The organism is Methanolinea mesophila (assembly GCF_017873855.1).
GTDB classification, from domain to species: Archaea; Halobacteriota; Methanomicrobia; order Methanomicrobiales; family Methanospirillaceae; genus Methanolinea_B; species Methanolinea_B mesophila.
Window position 1 is genome coordinate 531826 of sequence record NZ_JAGGKR010000001.1, and the last position, 23669, is coordinate 555494.

A 23669-nucleotide genomic window follows, 5' to 3' on the forward strand; every position below is an offset into this window, starting at 1 on the left:
TCCCTTCCAAACTGAATGACGTGGTGGAATTTCCATGACAGATCGTTTTATTCTCTGAAAAGCTGCGCTTTTTTGACACCACCTTACGGGACGGTGAACAAACTCCCGGAGTATCGTTAAATCCTGCAGAAAAGCTCGAGATCGCAGCCAAGCTGGCTGAAGTCGGGGTCCATGTCATCGAGGTGGGATCTGCTGCGGCATCCGAGGGAGAGCGGGATGCATTGCGTCTCATATCCGATGCAGGCCTGAACGCCGAGATCTGCACGTACGTACGTGCGGTGAACCAGGACATCGACTTTGCCGCGGATTACGGCGCAGATTCCGTTCATCTGGTCATCCCGGTGAGCGACCTGCATATCCAGAAGAAGATGCGGAAGACAAGGGCCCAGATCTGCGAGATGGCGTTCTCCGCGGTGAGTTATGCCCGGGACCGCGGGCTTATCGTGGAGCTCTCCGGGGAGGACGCGTCGCGTGCGGACCCGGCTTTTATCCGCGAGATCTACCGGGGGGGTATCGAACGGGGAGCACAAAGGCTCTGTTTCTGTGATACCGTGGGCCTGATGACCCCGGAGAGGGCGGCTGAGATCATTCCCTCCCTGTGCCTCGCCCCCCTGAGCATTCATTGCCACGACGACCTCGGGGTTGCCATGGCAAACACCCTTGCGGCGTTGAAGGCAGGGGCAAGTGCGGCGCACGTCACGGTCAACGGCCTCGGCGAGCGTGCCGGGAACACGCCTCTTGAAGAACTGGTGATGGCCCTCGAGGTGCTGTACCGCTACCCGACCGGGATCCGGACCGAGGAACTCTATCCCCTCTCCACACTGGTCTCACGCCTTACGGGGGTACCGTTACCCACCAACAAGGCGGTGGTGGGTGAGATGGCCTTTACCCACGAGAGCGGGATCCATGCACACGGGGTATTACGGGAACCGAGTACCTACGAACCGGTCCGCCCGGAGCTTATCGGAAGGAAACGCAGGATCCTGCTCGGAAAACACAGCGGTTCGGCCGCCGTGGAAGCAGCCCTGCACGAGATGAAGTATCGTCCCGAAGAAGGACAGTTAAAAGAGATCCTCAAGCGGATCAAGACTCTCGGCGACCAGGGGAAGCGGGTCACCGACGCCGACCTCATGGCTATCGCGGAGGCGGTCATGGCGATAGAATGCAAACCCCTCCTGAAGGTCCGCCAGTTCACGGTGGTAAGCGGGAGCAACGTGATTCCCACGGCCTCGGTCACCATGGTGGTCAAGGGTGAGGAGATCACCGGGGCCGCCACCGGTACGGGCCCCGTCGACGCGGCCATGGAGGCATTGCGGAAGTCGGTGGCCGCAGTCGCGGACATCAGGCTCGAGGAGTACCACGTGGACGCAATCCGTGGCGGAACCGATGCAATGGTGGACGTTACAGTAAGATTAAGTAAAGACGGCAAGATAATTACCTCCAGAGGCGCACGCACGGACATCATAATGGCCAGTGTTGAAGCAGTGATCGCCGGAATGAACAGATTGTTGAGGGAAGAGGATGAAAACCGGAGCTAAAATCCTGATTGAAAGCCTGCAGCGTGAGGGAGTCGAGACACTCTTCGGGTATCCCGGAGGGGTGGTGCTTCCCATCTACGACGAGCTTTTCGATTCGCCGCTGAACCACATCCTGGTTCGGCATGAACAGGCAGCGGCACACGCTGCCGACGGATATGCAAGGGCGAGCGGAAAGGTAGGCGTATGCCTGGCTACTTCGGGACCCGGCGCCTGCAACCTGGTAACCGGTATCGCCACCGCGTACATGGATTCAATCCCCGTGGTGGCTCTTACCGGACAGGTCCCTACCAGCCTGCTCGGGAACGACGCCTTCCAGGAGTCCGATATCACCGGCATCACCCTGCCGGTCACCAAACATAATTACCTTGTAAAAAGGACCGAGGATCTCGGCCATGTGGTGAAGGAGGCATTCTATATCTCCAATACCGGCAGGAAGGGGCCGGTCCTGATCGACCTCCCGAAGGACGTGAGTACCAAGGAGATCGAGTACGAGTTCCCTGAGAACGACGAACTGGTGCTTCGGGGGTACCAACCGACCTACAGGGGACACGCCCGGCAGATCGAGAAAGCCCTGGAACTTATTGCACTCGCGGAACGACCCCTCATCTATGCGGGAGGCGGAGTAATTAGTTCGGATGCCTCCCGGGAGCTGGTCCAGTTCGCGGAGATGCTCCAGATCCCGGTGACAACGACCCTGATGGGGCTCGGTGCGATACCCTGCGACCATCCCCTGAACCTGGGGATGCTCGGGATGCACGGCACCCAGTACGCCAATTATGCGGTCACCGAGTGCGACCTGTTATTCAGTGTCGGGGTCAGGTTCGACGACCGGGTGACGGGAAAGATCGAGACATTCGCATCCCGTGCACAGGTCATCCACGTCGACATTGATCCTGCGGAGATCGGCAAGAACAAAAAGGTCGACGTGCCCATCGTCGGGGACGCCAAGGGCGTGCTCGCGGATATGTGTGCCAGGATCCAGAAGAAGGCGGGATACCAGAATTGGATCTCCAGGATTAACTCCTGGAAGCAGAAGTATCCCATGCGGTTCCGCGAGGACGGGCACCTTCGGCCCCAGATGATCATACGGGAGCTCTCCGACCTCCTTGCGGGTGAAGGTATCGTGGTGAGCGAAGTGGGCCAGAACCAGATGTGGACCGCCCAGTACTTCTGCTTTAAGAAGCCCCGCACCTGGATCACCTCGGGCGGCCTCGGGACCATGGGTTACGGGTTCCCGGCCGCAATGGGGGCGCATTTTGCGAGGCCCGATCAGCCGGTCTTCGACATCGCCGGCGACGGGAGTTTCCAGATGAACATCCAGGAACTCGGTACCGTCTCCCACAACCGTATCCCGGTCAAAGTCGCGGTCCTCAACAACATGTTCCTCGGGATGGTCCGGCAATGGCAGGAGCTTTTCCACAACCGCCGTTACTCCTTTACCGAGCTCCCCCCGGTTGACTTCGTCAAGATCGCAAACGCCTACGGGGTTGACGGAATGCGGGTCGACTCCCCCGACCAGGTCAGGGAAGCCTTAAAGACCGCGATCGAGACCGAAGGTCCCTTCGTGCTGGATTTCAGGATCGAGCGGGAAGAGAACGTGTTTCCCATGGTGCCCGCAGGGGCGGCGATCAACGAGATGATCGGGGGGTGCCAGGAATGAAACCCCATACCCTGAGCGTGCTGGTGGAAAACAAAGCCGGGGTTTTGTCCCGGGTTACCGGGCTGTTCAGCCGGCGGGGTTTCAATATCGAGAGCCTTGCAGTGGGCACCTGCGAAGAGCCGGGGATGAGCCGGATCACCATCGTGTGCATCGGGGACGATGCCCAGATCGAACAGGTGATGAAACAGCTGAACAAGCTGATCGAGGTGATCAAAGTCTCGGACATCTCCGATATGGACCGGGTGGAGCGCGAACTCGCGCTCATCAAGGTACATGCGGAGCCTGGTTCGGGACGTGCTGAAGTTATGCAGATCGCCACTATCTTCCGGGCCCAGATCATCGACGTGGGAACAAAAACCGTTGTGCTCTCGGTCGCGGGTGATACCGAGAAGATAGACGCACTGGAGACCCTGCTCCGGCAGTACGGGGTGAAGGAGTTCATCCGGACAGGAAAGATCGCGCTGCTCCGGGGTTCGAAGACGGTGAAGAGCAGCAAGTAATGCCTTTCTTATCGGGGGCAGCGCAACGCCCCCGGTTCAATCCTTTCCTTTCAGCAGCAGCCAGTCGTTCTCACCCGCCTTCCTGAACCTGACAAGCACGAAGAGGCCGCTGATCCGTTCTCCTTTCATCACCACCTCGATCTTGTCCTCGTTCCATTCGAGCGGCTCGTAGAAGCCCCGGTCCCATATCCCGACCTCGCCAGCGCCGTACTGTCCCCGGGGAATGGTCCCCTCGAAGTCCGCGTACTCGAGCGGGTGGTCCTCCGTACGTATGGCAAGGTTCCTGATACCTGTTTTTTCAGGGATCCCCTTGGGGACCGCCCAGGATTTGAGCACCCCGTCCCGCTCGAGCCGCAGGTCGAAGTGGTGGGTGGACGCATAGTGCTCCTGCACGACAAAACGCGGGTGTCCGGCCTTCGTCTTTCCGATCTCCCCCCCGGGTTCGGGAGTCTCGTCGAAATTCCTCTTTTTCCGATAGTCATCGAGTTCCATCTGTGCATTCCTCTTTTCCAGTTGATCTAGCCCGCATTCTTCCGGCCTTTTATCCGGCCGCCGCCGTATAAAACGGGGAGCCCGGAGCATTCCTCCCCTGGTAACCGCCGTGTAGGCGACCTCGCAGACCATACCCGCCCCTACCCACCAAACCCCCGGTCCAGCGCCGGGGAGCGGGGAACCCGGACCGTAATCGTTGAGCTCCTGGAGGATCTCTTCGCGTTCCTCAATGGAAAACCCTGTTCCCACCTTCCCTATGTAGACAGGAGAACCGTGATCGTAGAGGCCCAGTATTAGTGCACCGAACGTCGATCTGCGCTCTCCCTGCCCCGGGGTGTAGCCAAGGACCACACAGTCGCAGGTGAGGATATTTTTTATCTTCAGCCAGTTGTCGCTCCTGATTCCGGGTTCGTAGACACTCGTCTTCTTCTTGGCGATGATCCCTTCGATTCCTTCCCCGCTCACCACCTCGAAGTACTCCTTCCCCTTCGTGTCGACGGGACGGGACAGGACCACGTGCGGCCCTTCCCGCACCTCGCGGGCAAGCAGCTCCTTTCGCCTTGTAAGGGGGAGCGCGATAAGGGATTTCCCGCGGCACTCCAGGAGGTCGAATACGATGTAGGTTACCGGCAATACCCGTGAGAGCGCCGCGATATCTTCAGGGGAGGTCTTCTGGGCCCGTTGCAGGAGGGACTGGAAATCGGGCCTGCCTTCCCTCATTGCCACCACCTCACCGTCCAGCACGCTCGATTCCGGGGCAAGTCCGGTGATCTCCCCGATTTCGGGGAACACCCCCGAGAGGTCACGTCCGTTCCTGCTGGAAAGGCCGAACTCTCCGTGAGGGCCGATGAAACAGATCGCCCGGATACCGTCCCACTTTATCTCAAAGAGCCAGTCCGGAGAACTGAAGGGTGCATCCGCATCGCGGGCGAGCATCGGGACGTAACGTTCGCTCATTGGTGTTGAAGCCTGGCGAGCGTCTCCTGCAGGGCATCCATCAGTTCTCTTGCCTCTTCTGCGGCAGGTTTCTCGACAGTCACCGTTTTTCCCTCCATCTTCTTCTGGATCAGGTCCTTCAACCGATCGCGGTAGGTGTCCTGGAAATCCGCAATATCGAACTCACCGGTGAGGTCGCCGATGATCTTCCCCGCTATGCCGAGCTCTTTTTCCGGAGGTTCGGACAGCTTCTGGATCTCTTCGAGATCGGGCGGGTTCACGATCTCGTCCGCGTAGTGTAATGTGGTAAGGATTAGAGCCTCGTGATACTCCCGTACCACCGCGGGGTATTCCTTCGTCCGGAGCGTTATCATTCCCACGCCCGCCCGTCCCATGCTACGGAACGAAGAGAGCAGGAGGGAATACGCTTCATCGTTGCCGTCGGGAACGAGCAGGTAGCTCCTGTTGAAGAATACGGGATCGATAGAGAGGGAATACACGAATTTATCCAGCCTGATCTTTCTGTCCGAATCGGGTTTCACGGCATCGAGTTCTTCGTTCTCGAATACCACGTACTCGTCTTTTCGTACCTCGAACCCTCTCACGATATCTTCCCAGGGGACGACCTGGTTGTCCCTGGTACAGACCCGCTGGTACTGGATCGGCTGGCCGTCGGCCCTGTGCAGAAGCCGGAACGAGACCGAATGGTCCCGGACCATGGTAAGAAGTTTGACCGGGACGTTCACGAGTCCTATGCTTATCGACCCGGTCCATATCGGGCGATGCGGGATCCTGGGGGCTGATTTGTCTGCGGGCATGTCATTTCACCGGAATATCCTGTCGATCGTCGAAGATCCCGTTCCAGGGGTCTATCGTCCTGGAAATCACCGTTGCAATATTAAAATCTTCGGGTTTTAACGAAGCGGACACTTCGTCCCAGGAGATCGGACACGAGACCGAGGCCGCCGGTACCGGGCGGAGAGAATAGGGGCAGGCCATGGTCTTCCAGGAGGTATTCTGGAGGTAGTCCACGAACACCGTACCCGGGTCCCGTGAACGGGGGAACTCCGACACGATCCATTCGTGCTCGCGGGAAAGGAGGATGCCGGTCGCATGGACGAAATTCCGTACCTCGTTGAAATTATAGCCTTCCTTGAGCGGGACCACCACGTGGAGCCCTTTCTTCCCCGACGTCTTCACGTAACCCCGAATCCCGAGACCCTCCAGTACATCCCTGAGTTCAGCGGTGACCCTGACTGCCTCCTGTATCCCGAACGGTGGTTCCGGGTCTATATCGAAGAGTGCAAAGTCGGGCATTTCCGGTTCATTTGCAGGAGAAAGAGTGATGTTAAGCTCGATCGCGGCTAGGTTGGCGAGCCATATCAGGGTATCGAGGCGGTCACATACAATGTAGCGGACAACTTTTCCCGTGTGTCCGGATCGATGGGCGGAAAGGGTCACCCAGTCTGGGGTCTCCCGGGGGGCGTTCTTTTCAAAAAAACCCTGGTGGTCGATCCCGTCGGGAAACCGGTTCAGGATAACGGGCCTGCCGGAAAGAAAGGGAAGCATTTTCGGGGCGATCCTGATGTAATACTCGATGATCTCTTTTTTTGTAAGCGCGAGCTCAGGATAGAGCACCTTTTCAAGGTTGCTGAGTACGACTCTTCCGATCCTGCTCATGGGGCACCCGCTTCCGCGTGTCCGGTCATCCTGCAATGAATAGCCGCTGCCAAACCTGATAAAGATCGGTTCCCGGGGGGCATGGGGTGAGTCCCGCCCCGCATGGAAAGGAAGCGGGGTTTCCGGAAGGACGGTCAATCATATAAGGCGGCGCTGCGAACTAATAAGAAGTGAAAACTGTCATTCTGGGGGGCGGTCTTACCGGGGTTACCCTCTCCCGCCTGCTCACGGAAACGGGTGACGAGGTGACCGTCCTCGAGGCGGCGTCCCGGATCGGGGGACTCTGCCGTTCAAGGACCGAACAAGGGTTCACCTTCGACGCGGGAGGCTCCCATATCATATTTTCCAGGGATTGCGAGGTCCTTTCGTTCATGGTCGACGCCCTCCGGGGTAACCGGAACGAACGCATCCGAAATACCAAAATATTCTACAAAGGGCGCTATGTCAAGTATCCATTCGAGAACGGCCTCGCCGGTCTTCCGAAGGACGATCTGTTCTTCTGCATCAATGAGTTCATAAAAACTCTGATCGCCGAGGAGAAAGGAGAACTTGCCCCCCCCGAAAATTTCAGGGACTGGATCTACTTCACTTTCGGAAAGGGGATCGCCGAGTGTTACATGGTCCCCTATAACGAGAAGATATGGAACTTCCCTGTCGGTAAGATGTCGCACCACTGGGTGGAGGGGCGTGTACCGCGACCACCGGTCGAAGACGTGATCAAGTCGGCGATAGGGATCGAGACCGAAGGGTACACGCACCAGGCGGTCTTTACCTATCCCGTCACCGGGGGGATCGAGGCGGTGATCAGGGCGATCGCAGAGCCGGTCCGCGAGACGATACGCACCAATTTCCCCGTAAGATCGGTAAAGAGAGAGGACGACGAATGGGTTATCGGGGACGGAGATTCAGAAATCCGGGCGGAACGGCTGATCAGCACTATTCCCCTTCAAAATCTCATCCCCGCCCTGAACGATGTACCCCTGACCGTTGCGGAGGCGGTAAAGAACCTGAAGTACAACTCGGTCGCCTGCATATTCATAGGGATCCGGGGCGAAGTCCCTCCCTATTCCTGGGTGTATCTCCCCGACCCCGAGACGGGACTCATGAACAGGATCTCGTTCCCGTCTAATTATTCTCCAGGAGTCGCCCCGGAAGGACACGGTTCGATCCTTGCAGAGATTACCTACAACGAAGGCGATGCGGTCTCCCTCATGTCGGACCAGGATCTGATCTCGCATGTCACGCTGTCGCTGGAAAAGATGGGCGTGATTGATCGCACCCGGGTGGTATACTCCGGGGTCGAGCGGCAGGAATTTGCGTACGTAGTCTACGACCTGGACTATCAGAAAAATATCAGGATAATCAGGGATTATTTCGACCGGGTCGGAATCGACCTGGTGGGACGGTTCTCACAGTTCGAATACCTGAACATGGATGGTTGTATTAGGAGCGCCATGAATTACGCAGGAAACCTGGCATGCAGGTAAATTTTTACGTTGAAGACCTGCTCTTCTTCAAGTACATCGGATGTGCCACGGTTGCCCGCACCCTTTATAAAGAACTCGTCGGATCCAACGAGATCGAGATCACCTGGAAGAAACGGGATACGCACATGGACCTCGTCCACTACCACACGTTCGGCCCGCTCGCCATGTTCAACCGGAGGATCAATAAGGGAAGGAACCTTCTCACCGCACATTCCACTCCCCGGATCAATGAGGGGAATATCGCCCTCGCGAAAGTGATAAACCGACGTTATCCCAAGATTTACCGTAAATTCGACCACATCATCACCATATCGGAACCCTGCCACCGGGAAGTGACCGAGATGGTCCCGGACATGCCGGTAACCATGATCCCGAACGGGGTCAACAGGGAACAATTCCGAAGGGACGATGAGAAAAGGAGGCTCTTTCGGGAGCGCTACAATATCCCGGAAGATGCGGAAGTGGTCCTCTCGGTGGCCCAGCTTACTCCCCGTAAGGGGCTCTACGATTTCCTCGCCCTCTCCAGGGCCTGTCCCGACAAGGTATTCGTGTGGGTCGGCGGATTCCCGTACGGTGCCCTTTCGAAGGACTACCGGAAGATAAAAGTCCTGAAACGGAGATGCGGGATGAATGTCATATTCACGGGATACGTGGACGAGATCGTAAAGGCCTACTCGGCAGCGGACATCTTCATCATGCCGTCCTATGCGGAGACATTCGGGCTGGTCATCCTAGAAGCGCTCTCCTGCGGGCTCCCGGTCATTGCCCGCGATATCCCGGAGTTCCATGACATATTCGACCAGCGGATCCTGTTCTTCGGGGATCGGCAGACCGCAGCGTCGCTCCTCGAAGACAGGTCCTCGCTGCAGGCCTGTGCCTCCCGCGCCCGCGATTACACTACACAGTTCGACATCCGGGATATCGGACAGCGACACCTGAAATTGTATCACGAGCTGATAGAAGAATGATATCGGTAATTATCCCCTCGTTTAACGAAGAGGCGAACATCGCCAGTTGCCTTGAGTCGCTCTCCCGGCAGACCATCCCCCGGGACCAGTATGAGATCATCGTGGTGGACGGGGACTCGCACGACCGTACCAGGGAGATTGCAGAGCAGTACGCGGACCTGGTCTTCATCCAGACCAGCAGGAAGGTGGGAGGGGCCCGGAACGACGGAGTACTCAGGGCAAAGGGCGAGATTGTCGCCACCACCGATGCGGACTGCTTCATCCCTCCCGACTGGATAGAACGGATCGGAAAAGACTTCATGCGTTACCCGGAGGTGGTCCAGCTCTACGGTCCGGTATACCCGAGAGAACCGGGGATAAAAAACTGGATTTCGCTCGCTCTTGCGAACACCTTCTCCCGTCTCGGCTACTATACCAATACCCTTTTCTATACTCTCGGGGCCAACACCGCGTTTCGTAAAGCCGCCTTCATGAAAGCAGGCATGTACAGGACGATCGATGCGGGGGACGACCTGGAGATCGCACGGCGTATGCGAACCCTGGGAAAGGTTCTCTTCGACAACAAACTCAGGGTTGGGTTTTCCATGCGTCGTTACCAGCAGTTCGGGACACTGAAGTCCCTGTGGGAATGGATCTACATCGTTCTCCACGGGGGAGAGGCGGAAGATGTCTCCTATACCCGGCGAGAGTACAAATAACCCTGTGTTCCTCATCCCTCCCGGAGGTGCTTCAGAATGACCCCGGGAACAAACAACGAGCGGGAGCGGAACAGGAAGTCCCTGACAGACGAGTTCAACCGCAGCGAGTTCGCCAGGCTGCTGGGAATGGTGGTGATGGATACCTGGGAAGGGGGAGTTAGGGTGAGGATGGATGTGACCGGAAAGAGAAACTCCCGTGGAAATGTCCATGGAGGTGCAATATTTTCTCTTGCGGATCAGGCGTTCGGGCTCGCCGCAAACCTGGAGGACGACCAGGTGGCCACCTCGGCCCATATCAATTATCTCTCTCCGGCGGGGGACCACCTGGAAGCGGTCGCAGAGCGTGTCGGGGGGAACGCACTCAATACCTTGTACCGGGTAACCGTCTATGAAGGTGAACGGGTTATCGCCACGTTCGAGGGTGTAGGGATACGGATGAAGCGTACGGCGCGGGGCAAGTAACGCGTCATATCCCGGAGTGGATCCCACCCCCGATATCACCGGATCAGCGGATAATTTGTTCGCACCGGAAGAGTGTAATACCCCGGCGTAAAACCGTAGGGGTCAGGCATATCATTCCCGAACATCGGGAAACACGCGGTCGTTCATTAGATTCCGCTCTGTTGACAGCCTCTATCTCCATCATTTATGAGTGTTTTTTCAAGGCTTTGCCAGGGGTAGTACAAATCTATGGCATATGACGCGCCAGGGGCTCTGCCCCGCCGCTGCGGCGCCCCAACGGGATATGCCTGGACTGTCGCAGGGGCAGAATCTTGTTTCAAATTGACATTCAAACGAATTCTGCCGAAGGTAGACATTTGCCAGGATATCGCGCCGGGGGCTGCCGCAGTGGCGGGGGCGCCCCCCCCAAGAACGTCGCGCAGTAAGGATATCAAAAAGCCTTAAATTCGAAAAATACCGGCCTAAAACTGTTTATGGCACTGCCAGACAGACAAAAAAAGGATTTAGCTGTAGGTCCTGAATGCCAGGTCCTGGTCGTAGATCAGGTACCGTTTCCCGTCTGACATCTGTGCAACCACTTTCACGTTGTCGACTCCCCGGGTGCCGAGGATATCGATCTTGTCGTTCACCTGGGGTCGGGTGAGCCTGTCAACCACCACGGTCCCATCGGATCTTGCGACAATTATATCCAGCCATTGCAGGAAATTGATCCCCGCTCCGCCTCGGAAACTGACGGTGATGTACGGCTCGGTCGAGACGGTGTTCCTTGTTACCTGGACCTCGACTTTCTGCCCGGTCGGCATCGGGGTGGTGAGGTAATCAGGTATCTCGATTACCGCAGTCGGCACGGTGGTCGGGGCGGTGGTCGGCACGGTGGTCATCACCGTGGTCTGGGTCGTGGGAGGGACGGTCGTGGCTACCGTCGTGGCCGGCCCGGACGTGGGCGAGGTGCACCCTGCGGCGAGGAGCAGCCCGAAGAGCGCACAACAGACCAGGATAATTCCAATCCTCATCTTCATGCGGTACTATAAGCGCCCCGATTATAAGAGGTTTCTCGGAACCGGCAGGATCCTTTTCCCCGCCGGAACTTCCTGTCCTGATGTGCGCTCACTTTTCCCGCATCCTGTAAATCTGATTCGGAACAGACCTTATTTCGCCATTGAGCGCCATTATTTTCGCCCGAGCTAAGAGTCCTGTAAGGAAGAGAAGGCAGGTGAGCCTGAACCCGCATCGGACTGAAAAGAAATAAACTGACGCCGAGGGGGAGATTTGAACTCCCGAGGCGCAGGGCGCCAATGGTTTTCGAGACCATCGCCTTCCCGGACTAGACTACCTCGGCCCGATGAGAGTAGCTATTTTGCCTCCCGATTCGTATAATGCTATCGAAGCATGCCCTGCTGCAGGTTTGTTCTGATGCCCGGCGGAGAGGTCCTCGACCGTGAGATCCGGCCAGGTGAGACGTACGAGGAGGCCCTCCTCGCCCTTGGGATCATCCCGGACATCGTGCTCATATTTTATCGCGGGAAAAGCCTCCCCCAGGATAAAACCATCGAGGAGGATATGGTGGAGATCGTGGAGACCTGTTCGAGAGGGTGAATTTTTTCAGGTCCCTTTAGGTTGAAAACCGGGGGCGAGGCTGTTGAAGAATTACATTCCCACCCTCGATAATCCGGTCATTTCCGCGGATATCCTCTGCGGATGCATCACAGGGGCTGGGTGTCAGTCTCGAGAGAGCCTGAACTAATTTAATCAAATAGAATATCACTTTCGTCTCGCGAACGCCAGAGGATGGTTCCGCCGCCCCCGAAGGGCGCCCCGGCGGCGGATCAAGAACCTGAGCTAATAATATGGTAAGAAAAATGCCATTCGGTTTGGAAAGATAATTCCGGTACTCGATTGTCCACGGATATCCTCTGCGGGGCGCCGCAGCGGCGGGGCGACAGCCCCGGGAGCGTCCGCATTTCCATTACAAGAAAAAAAATACATTCGTTGATAAGGAACGAAATTTGTCTTGTCAGAATTGTAATTATTTTTCTCAAAAAATAATTTTTATCCGGAGTTATGCACCGGGCATCGGAGGAGCACCCGCGCTGCGGGTGATCATCATGTCGTCCACTCGGAGGAGGAGGGAGGCCGCTTCGGTCGCACTCTGGATTGACTGGCGCTTGGATCGCTGGGGTTCGATTACCCCGTTCTTCAGCATGTCCACGATCTTCCCGGTGTAGACATCCAGACCGGCATACTTCTCGCCTTTCTGGTGGGCATTCTTCAGGTCAACCAGCTTGTCGATGGGGTGGAACCCCGAGTTCTCCGCGAGCGTAACAGGGATAACCTCGAATGCGGAAGCGTAGGCCTCAATGGCGAGCTGCTCCCTTCCACCGACGGCCGCTGCGTAATCCCTGACTCGCATAAGTATCTCGGTCTCCACCGATGCGCCGCCGACCACGAGCTTTCCGTCCTCCATCGAGTCCATGACCACGCTGGTACCGTCGACGACCGCCCGCTCGAGCTCGTCCAGAAGGTATTCGGTCGAGCCGCGAAGGAGAATAGTGACGGCTTTGGGATTATCGCACCCGGAGACCTTGATGATATCCAGGTCTTCCAGCTGCTCCACGGTCTCGGCCTTGCCAAGCGCATCGGGGGTGAGATCCTCGACCTTGTTCACGATCTGTGCGCAGAGTGCCTTTGCCGCGTACTTCATGTCCTTCTCGGGAACGTCCTCGACGGCGAACACCCCGTTTTTCGCAAGGAAAAACTGGACCGGGTCGGCGATCCCCTTCTGGCAGAAGAGCACGTTCGCACCCGCCGCGATGACCGCGTCCGAGAACTTCTTCAGGGTCTCCCGCTCCTGGGCGGAGAATGCTTCCATCTGCTGGCTGGAAGAGATCCGGATCTTTGCCTTGGTCTGGGTCTTCTTGATCTCCATCGGGCTTGCGATGAGGGCGACCTTTGCGTTCTTGACCTTGCGGGGCATGTCCTCGGAGACCCTGCTCTTGTCGATGACCAGTCCCCGGACCAGCTCCGCGTCGTCCATGGTCTCGCCCTTCTGCTTCTTGATCATCACGTTGTCTTCGTCGGCGGTGACCTTCCCGTCCTCTTTCTCGGCGATGGCCATCACGGCGTCCACCACGATACCGTTCAGGCTGCCCTTCACCGACTCGATGGACTTCCCGGTCATGGCCGTGTCGGCGATCATGATCAGTTTCTCACGGTCGAAGGGATCGATCTCGATGGTCAGGTCGTCGAGGATCTCCATGGCCTTCTTCATCCCCAGGCGGTAGCCCTGTGCGATGACAGTCGGATGGATCTTCTTCTCGATCAGCTGTTCGGCCTTCTCCATCATGGACCCGACCAGCACCACGGCGGTAGTGGTGCCGTCTCCCACTTCGTTGTCCTGGGCTTCGGCCACCTCGATGACCATCTTTGCACCCGGGTGCTGGACCGATATCTCGGAGAGAATCGTGGCGCCGTCGTTGGTGACCGTCACGTCACCGGTGCCGGAGACCAGCATCTTGTCCATACCCCGGGGGCCGAGGGTGGTGCGGACCGCACTGGCGATGGCCTTTGCCGCCGCAATATTCGAGCGCTGGGCTTCAAGGCCCCTGTTCCGGTCCACGTTGTCCTTCAGGATAATGATCGGTTGTCCTCCTAGCATAATATCCTCCAATGTTGTAAAAGATGGAATTGAACTTCTATATAAATTAGTCTATTTTGAGGCTTCCCAAAAAAAGCCCTTTCAATCGATACGGGATATTTTGAAGAGCGAATAGACCGGAACTCCCTCGACGTCCTTGATACCGCGCTTATCGAAGATCACCCAGATCGCGAGTGGTACAGCTCCATGCTTGCGAAGATAGCGCACCACCTCCTGCATGGTCTTCCCCGAGGTGATCACGTCATCGACCACGATGCAGCGCTCGCCGGCGATATTCGCAAAATTACCGCTGATCGATCCCAGCGGCGGGTCCGAGGTGCTGTGCTTGGCCGGGTGATAAATCGCGAGCTTCGCGTCCTCTTCCACGGCGATGAGCGTGGCCATGGGTATCCCGGAGATCGCGATCCCCACGATGGTCGACGGGTAATTCTCAACCGGGGTCTCTTCCTTCCCCACGTCCCTGGCTGCGGTATAATACCGCTTCTGCATCATCATCGCCAGATCGTCAAGCAGGGGGCCCTGTCCGCTCACCATGCTCCAGTCGATATGGACATCTTTCGGGATCTGGGCTCCTTTCTGCTGGGTGAGGAGCCAGGTCACCGTCTCCATGGAAAGGGAGAGCTCATCCGCGATCTGCCCCGGGCTGTGGCCCTCAGAAAGAAGCATCTGTGCCTTTTGTATCAGCTCTTCGAGCGATGACATGAGAAAAACAAGGTGTCTCGGCTATTTAAGTTTTCTTTTGATTTGTGCGCCGCAAACCGGACATTCACCCGGTTCCCGGTAATATCTTCCGCATCCTGCGCACCGATACTTCCACTGCACCTTCGCCGCCCTGCGCTGCAGGATCGGATGGACCTCGATTCCCAGTTTCTTTGCCACGTTCTGGACCGCAAAGTCATCGGTGCAGATATCTCCCCCGATCTCCAGCGCCAGGGCCAGCACGGCCTCATCCACGGGAGAGAGCACTCCACGGTCCCCGGTCTTAGTCGCGGCGATCTTCACCTTTTCGATCGATTCGTCTCCCGGCTGGAGTACCCTGAGTCCCTGATGTTCCAGGAGATCAAACCTGCATTTCGCCTGCAGATCCCGCAGTTCTTCCACGACACCCGGGACGGAATAGAGCTCGCCGGAAAATGAGATATCCAGGAAAAATGCTCCCGCATCGAGGACACGTTTCATCTCCGCACCTCGGCAGTACCTTCGGGATCCTCACTGACCCGGAGGGGGAGGCCGAATTGTTCCAATAGCCAGAGCATTGTTCTTGAATGCAGGGTGAGTGGTACGGTGATGAACCGCCCTCCGTACACGGCCACGTACGGCATGAGCTGATCGGCAAGGTGGCGGTCCGCCCCCCCCGGCGGGTCCAGTTCTGCTATCAGTGCATCGGCGGCTGCAGTTCCCACCTGCTCTGCAGGAAGTCCCCGGCGCCCCAGTGCCGTGCCTCCTTTGGAGTCCTGCCAGACCGTGCACGACGTGCCTGTCGAGGGGCCGCTTCTCCGGTCGAAAATGACAGGATACTCGAGTCCGGTATATCGTGCGAGACGCTCCGCCGCGGATACCCCCTGCCGGGCGGCCACGTGTTCCGGAAGATTGGCGGAACAGGAGATCACTCCCCTGGATTCTCCGGAAGGGATTGCCATCGGGGTCAGCGCGGACGGGCGGACCGTGATCCTTACCTTCCCCCCTCCGGCGGGGTAATAGCCCCTCTGCAGGATTTCCACGGTCACCTCGGCCCCGCAGGCTTTGAGGACAGGGAGAAAGACCCGGGTGAAGTAATCGATCGTGGGACTTTTCCGGACCTCAGTCCCCCCGGTTATGGAGAGCGATGCACCCGAACGGAGGGCGACAAAAAGCCAGGCCTGGAGGACCAGGGGAATACTCCCTGCGGTACCGATATCGATATCCTGGTCGCGGCGGACCGGGTTGCCGGGTGTGAACTCAAGCAGGCTGCTCGTCGGACTGCACCCTTTCACCGTCGCACCGCACAGCCCTGCTACAGCGCGGACCGCACTGCAGTGCTGGGGAGCCAGCCCGGGTCGCGCTCTACCGCCGCGGACCCTGTCGATCGTGACCGGTATACCGGTCACCGCGGATAGTGCGACGGACGTGCGGACTATCTGTCCTCCCCCCTCCATCATGGACCCGTCGATTCGGAGCATCAGGCTGTGATCTCCGCGGCAAGGCGTTTTGCCGCAGAATAACAACTGCAACCCCGTTCGATCGTGTCGCTGCACGCCACATCAAGGATCCCGGCAGCCCGAAGGTGGGTATACGCTCCCCCGGACAGCACCCCGTGCACGCACACCGCATGGATGCTTCGTGCACCCTGGTCCGCGAGCATCCCTGCCGCAGTCGCAAGGGTGCCCCCGGTCGATATGATATCGTCCACGATCACCACGGTCCTCCCTTCCGCACAGAGCGATTTGGGCTTCATAGTGACCTCTTCTCCGGAATGCCGGGTTTTTTGCAGGTGATCCGCATCCCAGCGGCCGGACTGGGCTACGGCTTTGCCGAACCGGGCCGCACCCTCATCGGGCGCCAGGACGAGGGGGTCGGCGAGCCCCATGGCTTTCAGGTACTCGCCCACATCCTCCGCGAGGGAAATATTCCGTGCGGGAATGGTGAAATGGTCCAGCACACTCTCTTCATGGATATTTACCGTGATGACCTCTTCAGCGACCGTGGAGAGCGCCCGGGCGATCGCCCGGGCCGAGAGCGGTTCCCCGGGATGGAACTGTTTATCCTGTCGTGCGTAGCCCATGTAGGGAACCGCCAGGGTGCAGGACGACTCCCGGCATGCGTCGAGAAGGAGGAGGAGCTGGACCAGATCGTCATTACTGGTCACGCTGCCCACTACCACCGTCCGTTCGTCCAGTTGCCCTGCCCGGAGGTACAGCTCCCCGTCGGGGAAGCGGGAAAACCGCACGTCCACGAGACTGCATCCCAGCTCTCCTGCAAGCCTTGCAGCCAGGATTTGTGAAGATTCGGTGCTAATAACCCTCATCCAATGCTACCTCATGCTGAAAGTACTTAAACCACCATGGATAAATTATATCACTACCTGTAGCGTCCAGAGAGGTAAAATCAATAATGGAATCAACATTACATCCTGAGATCACGCAGCCCGATCTGCCATCGGATGAGGTCCCCGATTCCTCCTCCCTGATAGAAGTGCCGGCCAGGCTGATCGACCAGGTCATCGGCCAGGAGCACGCAGTGGAGGTCATCGAGAAAGCCGCCATCCAGAGGCGGCACGTGATGATGATCGGGAGCCCGGGTACCGGAAAGTCCATGCTCGCCAAAGCCATGGCAGAACTCCTGCCCAAGGAGGATCTCCAGGATATCCTCGTATATCCCAACTCTGACGACTCGAACAACCCGGTTGTCCGGACCGTGCCTGCAGGGCGGGGAAAACAGATCGTCGCCGCCCACAAGGCAGAAGCCCGGAAGAAGATACAGTTTCGCAATACCCTGATGATGATTCTGATGATCGGGATCATCGGTTATGCGTTCATCACCATGCAGTGGCTGATGGGGATCATCGCCGCGGCATTCGTGTTCATGGCGCTCCGCTACGCGACCCCGCGGGAAGAATCGATGGTCCCGAAGCTCCTGGTATCGAACGATACCCATACGGTCGCACCTTTTATCGATGCCACCGGGTCCCATGCCGGGGCCCTCCTCGGCGACGTCCGGCATGACCCGTTCCAGAGCGGCGGGCTGGAGACCCCCAGCCACGACCGCGTGGAGGCCGGAGCCATCCACAGGGCGCACCAGGGCGTCCTCTTCATCGACGAGATCAACACCCTTACCCCGCACTCCCAGCAGAACCTGCTCACGGCACTCCAGGAAGGAGAGTTCCCCATCACGGGACAGAGCGAACGATCCTCGGGAGCCATGGTGCGTACCGAACCGGTCCCCTGCAGGTTCGTGATGATCGCGGCGGGTAACCTGGATGCAATCCAGGGGATGCACCCCGCGCTCCGTTCGCGTATCCGGGGATACGGATATGAAGTGTACATGAGCGAAAGCATGCTGGACACCCCTGAGAACCGGGAGAAATTCATCCGTTTCATCGCCCAGGAAGTGAAGAACGACGGGAAGATCCCACACTTCGACCGCGGAGCGATGGACGAGGTTATCCGCGAGGCCCGGAGAAGGTCGAACCGGAAAGGCCACCTCACCCTGAAACTTCGTGACATGGGCGGGCTGATCAGGGTGGCCGGCGACCTCGCCCGCCAGGAAGGCGCCGAGGTCACCACCGCCCAGCATGTTATCGCCGCGAAAGGAACCGCACGCTCCATCGAGGACCAGGTTTCGGACGAGTATATCCGCCGCAGCCGGGAGTATGAACTGACCGTCGTCGAGGGAACCCGGGTGGGACGGGTGAACGGACTCGCAGTAATGGGGAGCGATTCGGGCTCGGTGCTGCCGATTATGGCAGAAGTCACTCCCGCCCAGGGTGCGAGCGGCACGGTGATCGCCACGGGGATGCTCAAGGAGATCGCCCAGGAGTCCATCAAGAACGTGAGCGCAATCCTGAAGAAGTTCACCGGAAAGGACATCAAGAACATGGATATCCATATCCAGTTCATCGGGACCTACGGCGGGGTGGAAGGCGATTCGGCGTCCATCAGTGTCGCTACCGCGGTGATCAGCGCCATCGAAGGTATCCCGGTACGCCAGGACATCGGTATGACCGGCTCGCTCTCGGTCCGGGGGGACGTGCTCCCCGTGGGAGGGGTGACCTATAAGATCGAAGCGGCGGCAAAAGCCGGAATCAAGACGGTGCTTATACCCCGCTCAAACGTCGAGGATGTGCTCATCGAGGAACGGTACCAGGAGATGGTGACCATCATTCCGGTCGACTGTATCGAGGATGTCCTCAAAGTCGCCCTGGTTCCCGAGAACAATGAAGGTTTCCTCGCAAAGCTCCGGAAGATGGCATCCTCTGCCTCGGGCAGAGTGGGGACGGTAAGTCCCACCTCGGTTGCGTAGAGTGACATGGCCGGAGAACGTGACGCCCGCTATTATGACATACGTCACGTGACCGGCAGGGTCACCCATATCGACATCGATAACGGCGCGGTCGAGTCGGCGGGCTCGTCTCTTTTCGACCACGCGGTGGTGAGAGTGCTCGGCCCCCGCGGATGGGGCATCCTCACCCTCGATAACTACCGGTGGCCCCGGGGGGAGCAATTCGATGAACTTATCCGTTCCGCGCTCCGTCTCGCCAATCTTACCGGGGAGTACGTTGAGCTCGCTCCTGCGCCTCACAGGATACGGAAAGTCCCGGCGGTAAGAGAGGATCCGTCCGGGGTGAGCATGGAAGAGAAATCGGACCTGCTCGGTTCAATCGCCAGGGCCGCATCGCTTCCCGGGATCGTCAATACCAGGGCAAACTATATCGAAAGGACCGAAAACGTAAGATTTCTCGACAGCAGCGGTCATGAGTACGAATATTCCACCTGCAGGTCGGGTTTTTCGGTGCTCGCGGTAGCCCAGAGAAACGGGACCGTCCAGATGGGATACGAGCGCGAACATACCATCCGCGGGTTCGACCTCCGACACAAGGAAGATGCGGGACACAACGCCGCGACGAGAGCCCTCCTGCTGCTGGACGCCATTCCCGCAAAAGGAGGGAGAATGAATGCGATCCTCGATCCCGAGCTCGCCGGCGTCTTTGCCCATGAGGCGGTCGGGCACGCGAGCGAAGGTGACCTGGTCCAGGAAGGCAACTCGGTGCTGAACGGCATGATAGGGACGCAGATAGGGAGCCCGCTGCTCACCATCGTGGACGACCCCTCACTTCCCGAGTTCGGGTTCGAACCGGTGGATGCCGAGGGAAGCGCGGTGAAGAGGACGGAGATCATAAAATCCGGGGTGATGAACGCATATCTTCATTCCCGGGAAACCCTCAAAGCGGTGGGTTCTGGGATTGCAGGGCATGCGAGGGCGATGCCCGGGGAACCGCCGCTGGTCAGGATGAGCAACACGTTCGTCGAGAACGGGGATAGCTCGTTCGATGAGCTGATGGAGGAATGCAGGGACGGGATCCTGCTCAAAGGTTCCCGGGGAGGCCAGGTAGACCCGGGAAGGGGGGTGTTCCAGTTCAATGCCGAGTACGGATACCTGGTGCAGGCCGGGGAACTTGCGGGGATGGTACGGGACGTATCGCTTTCGGGCGAGATCCTCCACACCCTCCACGCGATCCGCCGACTCGGCAACGACCGGGTCATGCATCAGGGATATTGCGGAAAAGGAGGGCAGAGCGTGCCGGTAAGCGACGGATCGCCCCATCTCCTGCTTGAAGATGCGGTGGTGGGCGGCAGTGGATGACCCGGAGAAGATCCTGAAGTACGGGTCAGGAAAAGCGGACGAGACAGAGGTATACTATGCCCGCGGCAGGACCATCTCCGCAGATCTGAAGCGGGACAAGGTGAGTGCCGCGGTGGAGTCGCAGTCCGCGGTCCTCACGGTCCGGGTGATCCTGCAGGGAAAGATCGGCACCTCGAGCACCAACGACCCGGGCCGGTGGAAGGACTGCTTCCATGCCGCCCTCGACGGCGCACATCTTGTCTCGGCGCAGCCCTGGAAAGGGCTTCCCGACCCCGTTCTCGGCGATCCTGCACCACTGGCCTTCGATCCCGATCTGCCCATGGACCCGCAGACAGTTCAGGATCTCCTGGGCGAGTTGAAAGCGGGGGCTGCTTCCTACAAGGACGTGGAGATCACTTCGGGTTCGGCAGAATTGTCAACGGGTGAGATACTGCTCATGAACAGCAGCGGGATCACATACCGCCGTCCGGTGACTTCTGTCGGGGTATCCCTGGAGACCATCCGGGAACAGTCGACCGGGTACGAGTTCGACCATTCGGTGTATTTCGATATCGATGCCGGATCGGTTGGCGAAAAAGCCGCGGAACTTGCCCACAGGTCACATGGAGGAAAAGACATTCCTTCCGGGGAGTACGAGGTCGTGCTCTCGCCCATCGCACTTGCCCAGGTGCTGGGAGCGGTCGTGGTTCCCGCCCTGAACGGGAGGAATGTCAACGCGGGCAGGTCAAGGCTTGCAGGGCACCTCGGGGAGCAGATCGCGGACTCCTCGCTGAACCTTCTCGACGATCCGTTCCGCCCCAGGGCCCCGGGCAGCACGCGCTGGGATGCCGAGGGAGTACCCACGGAACCCGTTCATTTCATCAGGGACGGGATCCTTGAATCGTTCTGCTACGACCTCAAGACCGCGTACCGGTACGATACCAGGTCGACGGGAAGCGCGGTCCGGGGCGGACCCGGGGGAGCCCCCTCCATCGGCCACCATAACCTGGTCCTCGATGGTCCCCGCGGGCCGTTGCTCGAAGATTCGGTGCTCTACATACGCGATGTGGTGGGTGCCCATACCGCAAACCCGATGAGCGGGGATTTCTCGGTGGAACTTTCGAATCCTTTCATGGCGAAAGACGGTGATTTCGAGCTTCCGGTACGAAAGGCGATGCTCTCCGGCAACGCGTTCGACATGCTGAACGACGTCGTGCGCATCTCCCCCGAGACCCGGAGCGTGGGGTCGATGATTTTACCCTCGATAAGGTTAAAGAATCAGAAAATCATTGTAAATTAGGTATGAATTTCGATCCGGCGCTCCTGATTGTCGCGGTCCTCATCGCCATCGTCCTCTTTCTCCTGCTGAAAGATATCACGAAACTTATCATCAACTCGATCCTCGGCATTCTCCTTCTGTTCATCGTCAATTACTTCGACCTGATGAGTTACCTGGGGCAACCGGACGTGAATATCGACGTCGTAACCGTACTCATGTGTGTTCTGGGTGGAATACCCGGCGCACTGCTGGTGATTATTCTCCAGGCACTCGGATACAGCGTATAATCCGCCCTCCTCTTTTACCGGATGCCTGAACTGTCGCAGAAGGATCTTTTTATTTATTTTATATCACGCGATATCGGCCGGGGGTTACACTTCGCCGATAATATCATACCGGGGGTGCCGCAGTGGCGGTGGTGAAGCCCCTAGGAACGTAAAATGTAAGATTTCAACAGAGCCCTAAACAGGTCTGTTTCAGAAGACGTTCGCCTCGGTGTATACGAGAACCTGGTCCTGCTGAATTTCATACGGTTTGATCTCCCTGGAGTGCGCGGACAACCTCATCTTCACTACTTCGAGGGCGAGGTGCACGTCGGTGAGGTCCGAGGGGCGGACGTAGCGGAGGAGGATCACCGTATCGGCAAGATATTCGATAAGGTTGTGCCTGCTGGAGAAAGGATTGTCCTTGTCGGTCTCGCTGGTGATGACGATGGTGCAGTGCTGCTCCCTGAGGGCCTCGACAAACCGGAACATCTCTCTTCTCCGGTCCGACGCCCGTTCAAAGAGGTCCTCGAAGAGGGAGACCGGATCGATCACCACCCGGGTCGCCCCGAGCTCGCGTACGAGTGTGGGAAGCTCGTTCTTGATCCGGTTTATCGCGAGGTTGAAATCCGAGGGATCCAGCTTGATTACCGTGAGGGCAGAATCTTTGTACGGGGTGATGTCCCAGTTTTTCTGTTTCATATAGAGATAGAGCCGGTCCTCCGCTTCTTCCAGGCTGATGTAGATCGTTTTTTCCCCGTTTTTCAATCCCTCCCAGATGAACTGAAGCGCAAACGTGGTCTTGCCCGTGCCGTACGTCCCGATGATCGCGCAAATCGTTCCGGGAATAAGCCCGCCTCCCATCATCTGGTCCAGCCCTTCGATTCCTATCTTTACCCGGTCCCCGTTCATATGACCACCCTGATATTGCTCACCTCGAACCCGCCGGTGGATGAGATGCGCACGGCAAACTTCACCAGGTCCTTGTCCTCGAGGAACGGCATGAGTCCACGGAATTTATCGATGTGCATCACCCGCTGTCTCCTCGCCCCGGTGGTCTCTTCCCACCGGAACAGGAGGACGGCGTCCACTGCGTCGGCTATCTCGAGCTCCTGCCGGGGGTCGAGGATCCCCCGCGTGAGCAGGAGATACACGGTGCTTTCCCATTGCTTGGATATCCGCTGTATGCCTCGAAGCAGGGCGATAAGGTCGGTCCAATTTCCGGTCCCCGCATAGGATGTGGCAAGGTCGGTGAGCGAATCGAGCACGATGAGACTCCCGGGGGGTATGTCGTTTAAGGAATCCGCAAGGTTTGCAAGCATCCCTTCACTCTCAGCTCTTTTCTGGAGACGGGATACGAGGTCGGTACCCGAATACCAGCCGACGGGGACTACGGTGGCATCGAAATACTGGGACGAGAGATCGAAAAATTCGATGCTGGGCAGGCCGGTTGACATGTCATGCCGGAAGGAGAACGTGATCTCTTCCTGGATGTCTTTCTTTGTTTTTGTGAATGAAATATACGAGATCCGACCTGGACGGACCGTTTTCCCCGCCTGCACCCCCGGGGGAGGTGAAGCAAGCGCCAGGATGGAGCTGTAAACAAATTCCTGGCTTCCCGCACCTACATCGCCGAGCAGCAGGACCACCGACCCCGGCGGCATACCCCCCTCGAGAACCGGATCCAGGGAGGGTATCCCGGTCGGCATCCGCATCGGACCTGTGGTCTCCAT

The 23669-nt window shown here is 58.2% G+C and carries 23 protein-coding genes and 1 tRNA gene; 12 read left to right on the top strand and 12 right to left on the bottom strand.

All coding sequences use genetic code 11. From position 1 onward, the window contains the following. Nucleotides 1-41 precede the first annotated feature (41 nt). Genes J2741_RS02535 through ilvN form a run of 3 tightly spaced genes read left to right on the top strand, consistent with a single transcriptional unit; the run spans nt 42 to nt 3698 of the window. Nucleotides 42-1538, top strand: coding sequence for a 2-isopropylmalate synthase (locus J2741_RS02535; protein WP_209675433.1), 1497 nt, complete (start codon nt 42-44; stop codon nt 1536-1538). Beyond that, nucleotides 1522-3198 carry a biosynthetic-type acetolactate synthase large subunit gene (gene ilvB / locus J2741_RS02540; protein WP_209673478.1) on the top strand — a complete coding sequence of 559 codons (1677 nt, stop codon included), beginning with the start codon at nt 1522-1524 and terminating at the stop codon, nt 3196-3198. The genes J2741_RS02535 and ilvB overlap by 17 nt, the downstream gene beginning before the upstream one ends. Continuing rightward, a complete protein-coding gene (gene ilvN, locus J2741_RS02545; protein ID WP_209673479.1) occupies nt 3195-3698 on the top strand; it encodes an acetolactate synthase small subunit in 504 nt (167 codons plus the stop codon). Before ilvB ends, ilvN begins: the two co-directional genes overlap by 4 nt. A 36-nt stretch (nt 3699-3734) precedes the next feature. Here the strand turns inward: ilvN and ligD (J2741_RS02550) are convergent, their stop codons facing one another. Genes ligD (J2741_RS02550) through ligD (J2741_RS02560) form a run of 3 tightly spaced genes read right to left on the bottom strand, consistent with a single transcriptional unit; the run spans nt 3735 to nt 6806 of the window. Continuing rightward, nucleotides 3735-5147, bottom strand: a complete 1413-nt coding sequence (gene ligD, locus J2741_RS02550) for a non-homologous end-joining DNA ligase (RefSeq protein ID WP_209673480.1) — start codon at nt 5145-5147, stop codon at nt 3735-3737. Continuing rightward, on the bottom strand, nt 5144-5944 hold the full coding sequence (gene ku, locus J2741_RS02555) for a non-homologous end joining protein Ku (RefSeq protein ID WP_209673481.1): 801 nt from the start codon (nt 5942-5944) through the stop codon (nt 5144-5146). The genes ligD (J2741_RS02550) and ku overlap by 4 nt, the downstream gene beginning before the upstream one ends. A 1-nt stretch (nt 5945) precedes the next feature. Then, on the bottom strand, nt 5946-6806 hold the full coding sequence (gene ligD, locus J2741_RS02560) for a non-homologous end-joining DNA ligase (RefSeq protein WP_209673482.1): 861 nt from the start codon (nt 6804-6806) through the stop codon (nt 5946-5948). A gap of 170 nt (nt 6807-6976) precedes the next feature. Between ligD (J2741_RS02560) and J2741_RS02565 the strand changes: the two genes are divergently transcribed. From J2741_RS02565 to J2741_RS02580, 4 genes are read left to right on the top strand one after another with little or no spacing between them, the layout of a single operon-like run. Continuing rightward, entirely contained in the window at nt 6977-8293 is a 1317-nt protein-coding gene (locus tag J2741_RS02565; protein ID WP_209673483.1) for a protoporphyrinogen/coproporphyrinogen oxidase, read from the top strand. Further along, nucleotides 8284-9261 carry a glycosyltransferase family 4 protein gene (locus J2741_RS02570; protein ID WP_209673484.1) on the top strand — a complete coding sequence of 326 codons (978 nt, stop codon included), beginning with the start codon at nt 8284-8286 and terminating at the stop codon, nt 9259-9261. The genes J2741_RS02565 and J2741_RS02570 overlap by 10 nt, the downstream gene beginning before the upstream one ends. Then, nucleotides 9258-9959 carry a glycosyltransferase gene (locus J2741_RS02575; RefSeq protein ID WP_209673485.1) on the top strand — a complete coding sequence of 234 codons (702 nt, stop codon included), beginning with the start codon at nt 9258-9260 and terminating at the stop codon, nt 9957-9959. The genes J2741_RS02570 and J2741_RS02575 overlap by 4 nt, the downstream gene beginning before the upstream one ends. 36 nt (nt 9960-9995) lie before the next feature. Beyond that, the gene (locus J2741_RS02580; RefSeq protein WP_209673486.1) at nt 9996-10421 is read left to right on the top strand and encodes a PaaI family thioesterase; all 426 of its coding nucleotides are present in this window, start codon (nt 9996-9998) and stop codon (nt 10419-10421) included. Between the two features lie 503 nt (nt 10422-10924). Here the strand turns inward: J2741_RS02580 and J2741_RS02585 are convergent. Beyond that, nucleotides 10925-11440, bottom strand: coding sequence for a hypothetical protein (locus J2741_RS02585; protein WP_209673487.1), 516 nt, complete (start codon nt 11438-11440; stop codon nt 10925-10927). Between the two features lie 235 nt (nt 11441-11675). Continuing rightward, nucleotides 11676-11760: transfer RNA gene (locus tag J2741_RS02590), tRNA-Ser, on the bottom strand. A gap of 74 nt (nt 11761-11834) precedes the next feature. On the opposite strand from J2741_RS02590, the gene J2741_RS02595 reads away from it, so the two are divergent. Next, on the top strand, nt 11835-12017 hold the full coding sequence (locus J2741_RS02595; RefSeq protein ID WP_209673488.1) for a thiamine S protein: 183 nt from the start codon (nt 11835-11837) through the stop codon (nt 12015-12017). 463 nt (nt 12018-12480) lie between these two features. On the opposite strand, the gene thsA is transcribed toward J2741_RS02595, so the two are convergent. The 5 genes from thsA to J2741_RS02620 all read right to left on the bottom strand — a co-directional run bounded on the left by thsA (nt 12481) and on the right by J2741_RS02620 (nt 17080). Continuing rightward, nucleotides 12481-14076: a thermosome subunit alpha gene (gene thsA, locus J2741_RS02600; protein WP_209675435.1), complete on the bottom strand. Its 1596-nt coding sequence runs from the start codon at nt 14074-14076 to the stop codon at nt 12481-12483. A gap of 81 nt (nt 14077-14157) precedes the next feature. Further along, a complete protein-coding gene (locus J2741_RS02605; protein WP_209673489.1) occupies nt 14158-14778 on the bottom strand; it encodes an orotate phosphoribosyltransferase-like protein in 621 nt (206 codons plus the stop codon). Between the two features lie 21 nt (nt 14779-14799). After that, nucleotides 14800-15255, bottom strand: coding sequence for an NOB1 family endonuclease (locus J2741_RS02610; protein WP_209673490.1), 456 nt, complete (start codon nt 15253-15255; stop codon nt 14800-14802). After that, complete coding sequence (gene rtcA, locus J2741_RS02615; RefSeq protein ID WP_209673491.1) at nt 15252-16235, bottom strand: RNA 3'-terminal phosphate cyclase; 984 nt, start codon at nt 16233-16235, stop codon at nt 15252-15254. The genes J2741_RS02610 and rtcA overlap by 4 nt, the downstream gene beginning before the upstream one ends. Next, a complete protein-coding gene (locus tag J2741_RS02620) occupies nt 16235-17080 on the bottom strand; it encodes a ribose-phosphate diphosphokinase (RefSeq protein ID WP_209673492.1) in 846 nt (281 codons plus the stop codon). Before J2741_RS02620 ends, rtcA begins: the two co-directional genes overlap by 1 nt. A gap of 86 nt (nt 17081-17166) precedes the next feature. Between J2741_RS02620 and lonB the strand changes: the two genes are divergently transcribed. Genes lonB through J2741_RS02640 form a run of 4 tightly spaced genes read left to right on the top strand, consistent with a single transcriptional unit; the run spans nt 17167 to nt 21960 of the window. After that, nucleotides 17167-19074, top strand: a complete 1908-nt coding sequence (gene lonB, locus J2741_RS02625) for an ATP-dependent protease LonB (RefSeq protein ID WP_209673493.1) — start codon at nt 17167-17169, stop codon at nt 19072-19074. Nucleotides 19075-19080: 6 nt separating this feature from the next. Then, nucleotides 19081-20415, top strand: a complete 1335-nt coding sequence (locus J2741_RS02630; RefSeq protein WP_209673494.1) for a TldD/PmbA family protein — start codon at nt 19081-19083, stop codon at nt 20413-20415. Further along, nucleotides 20408-21694, top strand: a complete 1287-nt coding sequence (locus tag J2741_RS02635) for a TldD/PmbA family protein (RefSeq protein ID WP_342452209.1) — start codon at nt 20408-20410, stop codon at nt 21692-21694. The genes J2741_RS02630 and J2741_RS02635 overlap by 8 nt, the downstream gene beginning before the upstream one ends. Nucleotides 21695-21696: 2 nt before the next feature. Continuing rightward, nucleotides 21697-21960, top strand: coding sequence for a pro-sigmaK processing inhibitor BofA family protein (locus tag J2741_RS02640; protein WP_209673496.1), 264 nt, complete (start codon nt 21697-21699; stop codon nt 21958-21960). Nucleotides 21961-22149: 189 nt separating this feature from the next. Here J2741_RS02640 and J2741_RS02645 read toward each other — a convergent pair whose 3' ends face one another. Further along, a complete protein-coding gene (locus J2741_RS02645) occupies nt 22150-22848 on the bottom strand; it encodes a KaiC domain-containing protein (protein ID WP_209673497.1) in 699 nt (232 codons plus the stop codon). Next, nucleotides 22845-23669: an RAD55 family ATPase gene (locus J2741_RS02650; RefSeq protein WP_209673498.1), complete on the bottom strand. Its 825-nt coding sequence runs from the start codon at nt 23667-23669 to the stop codon at nt 22845-22847. Before J2741_RS02650 ends, J2741_RS02645 begins: the two co-directional genes overlap by 4 nt.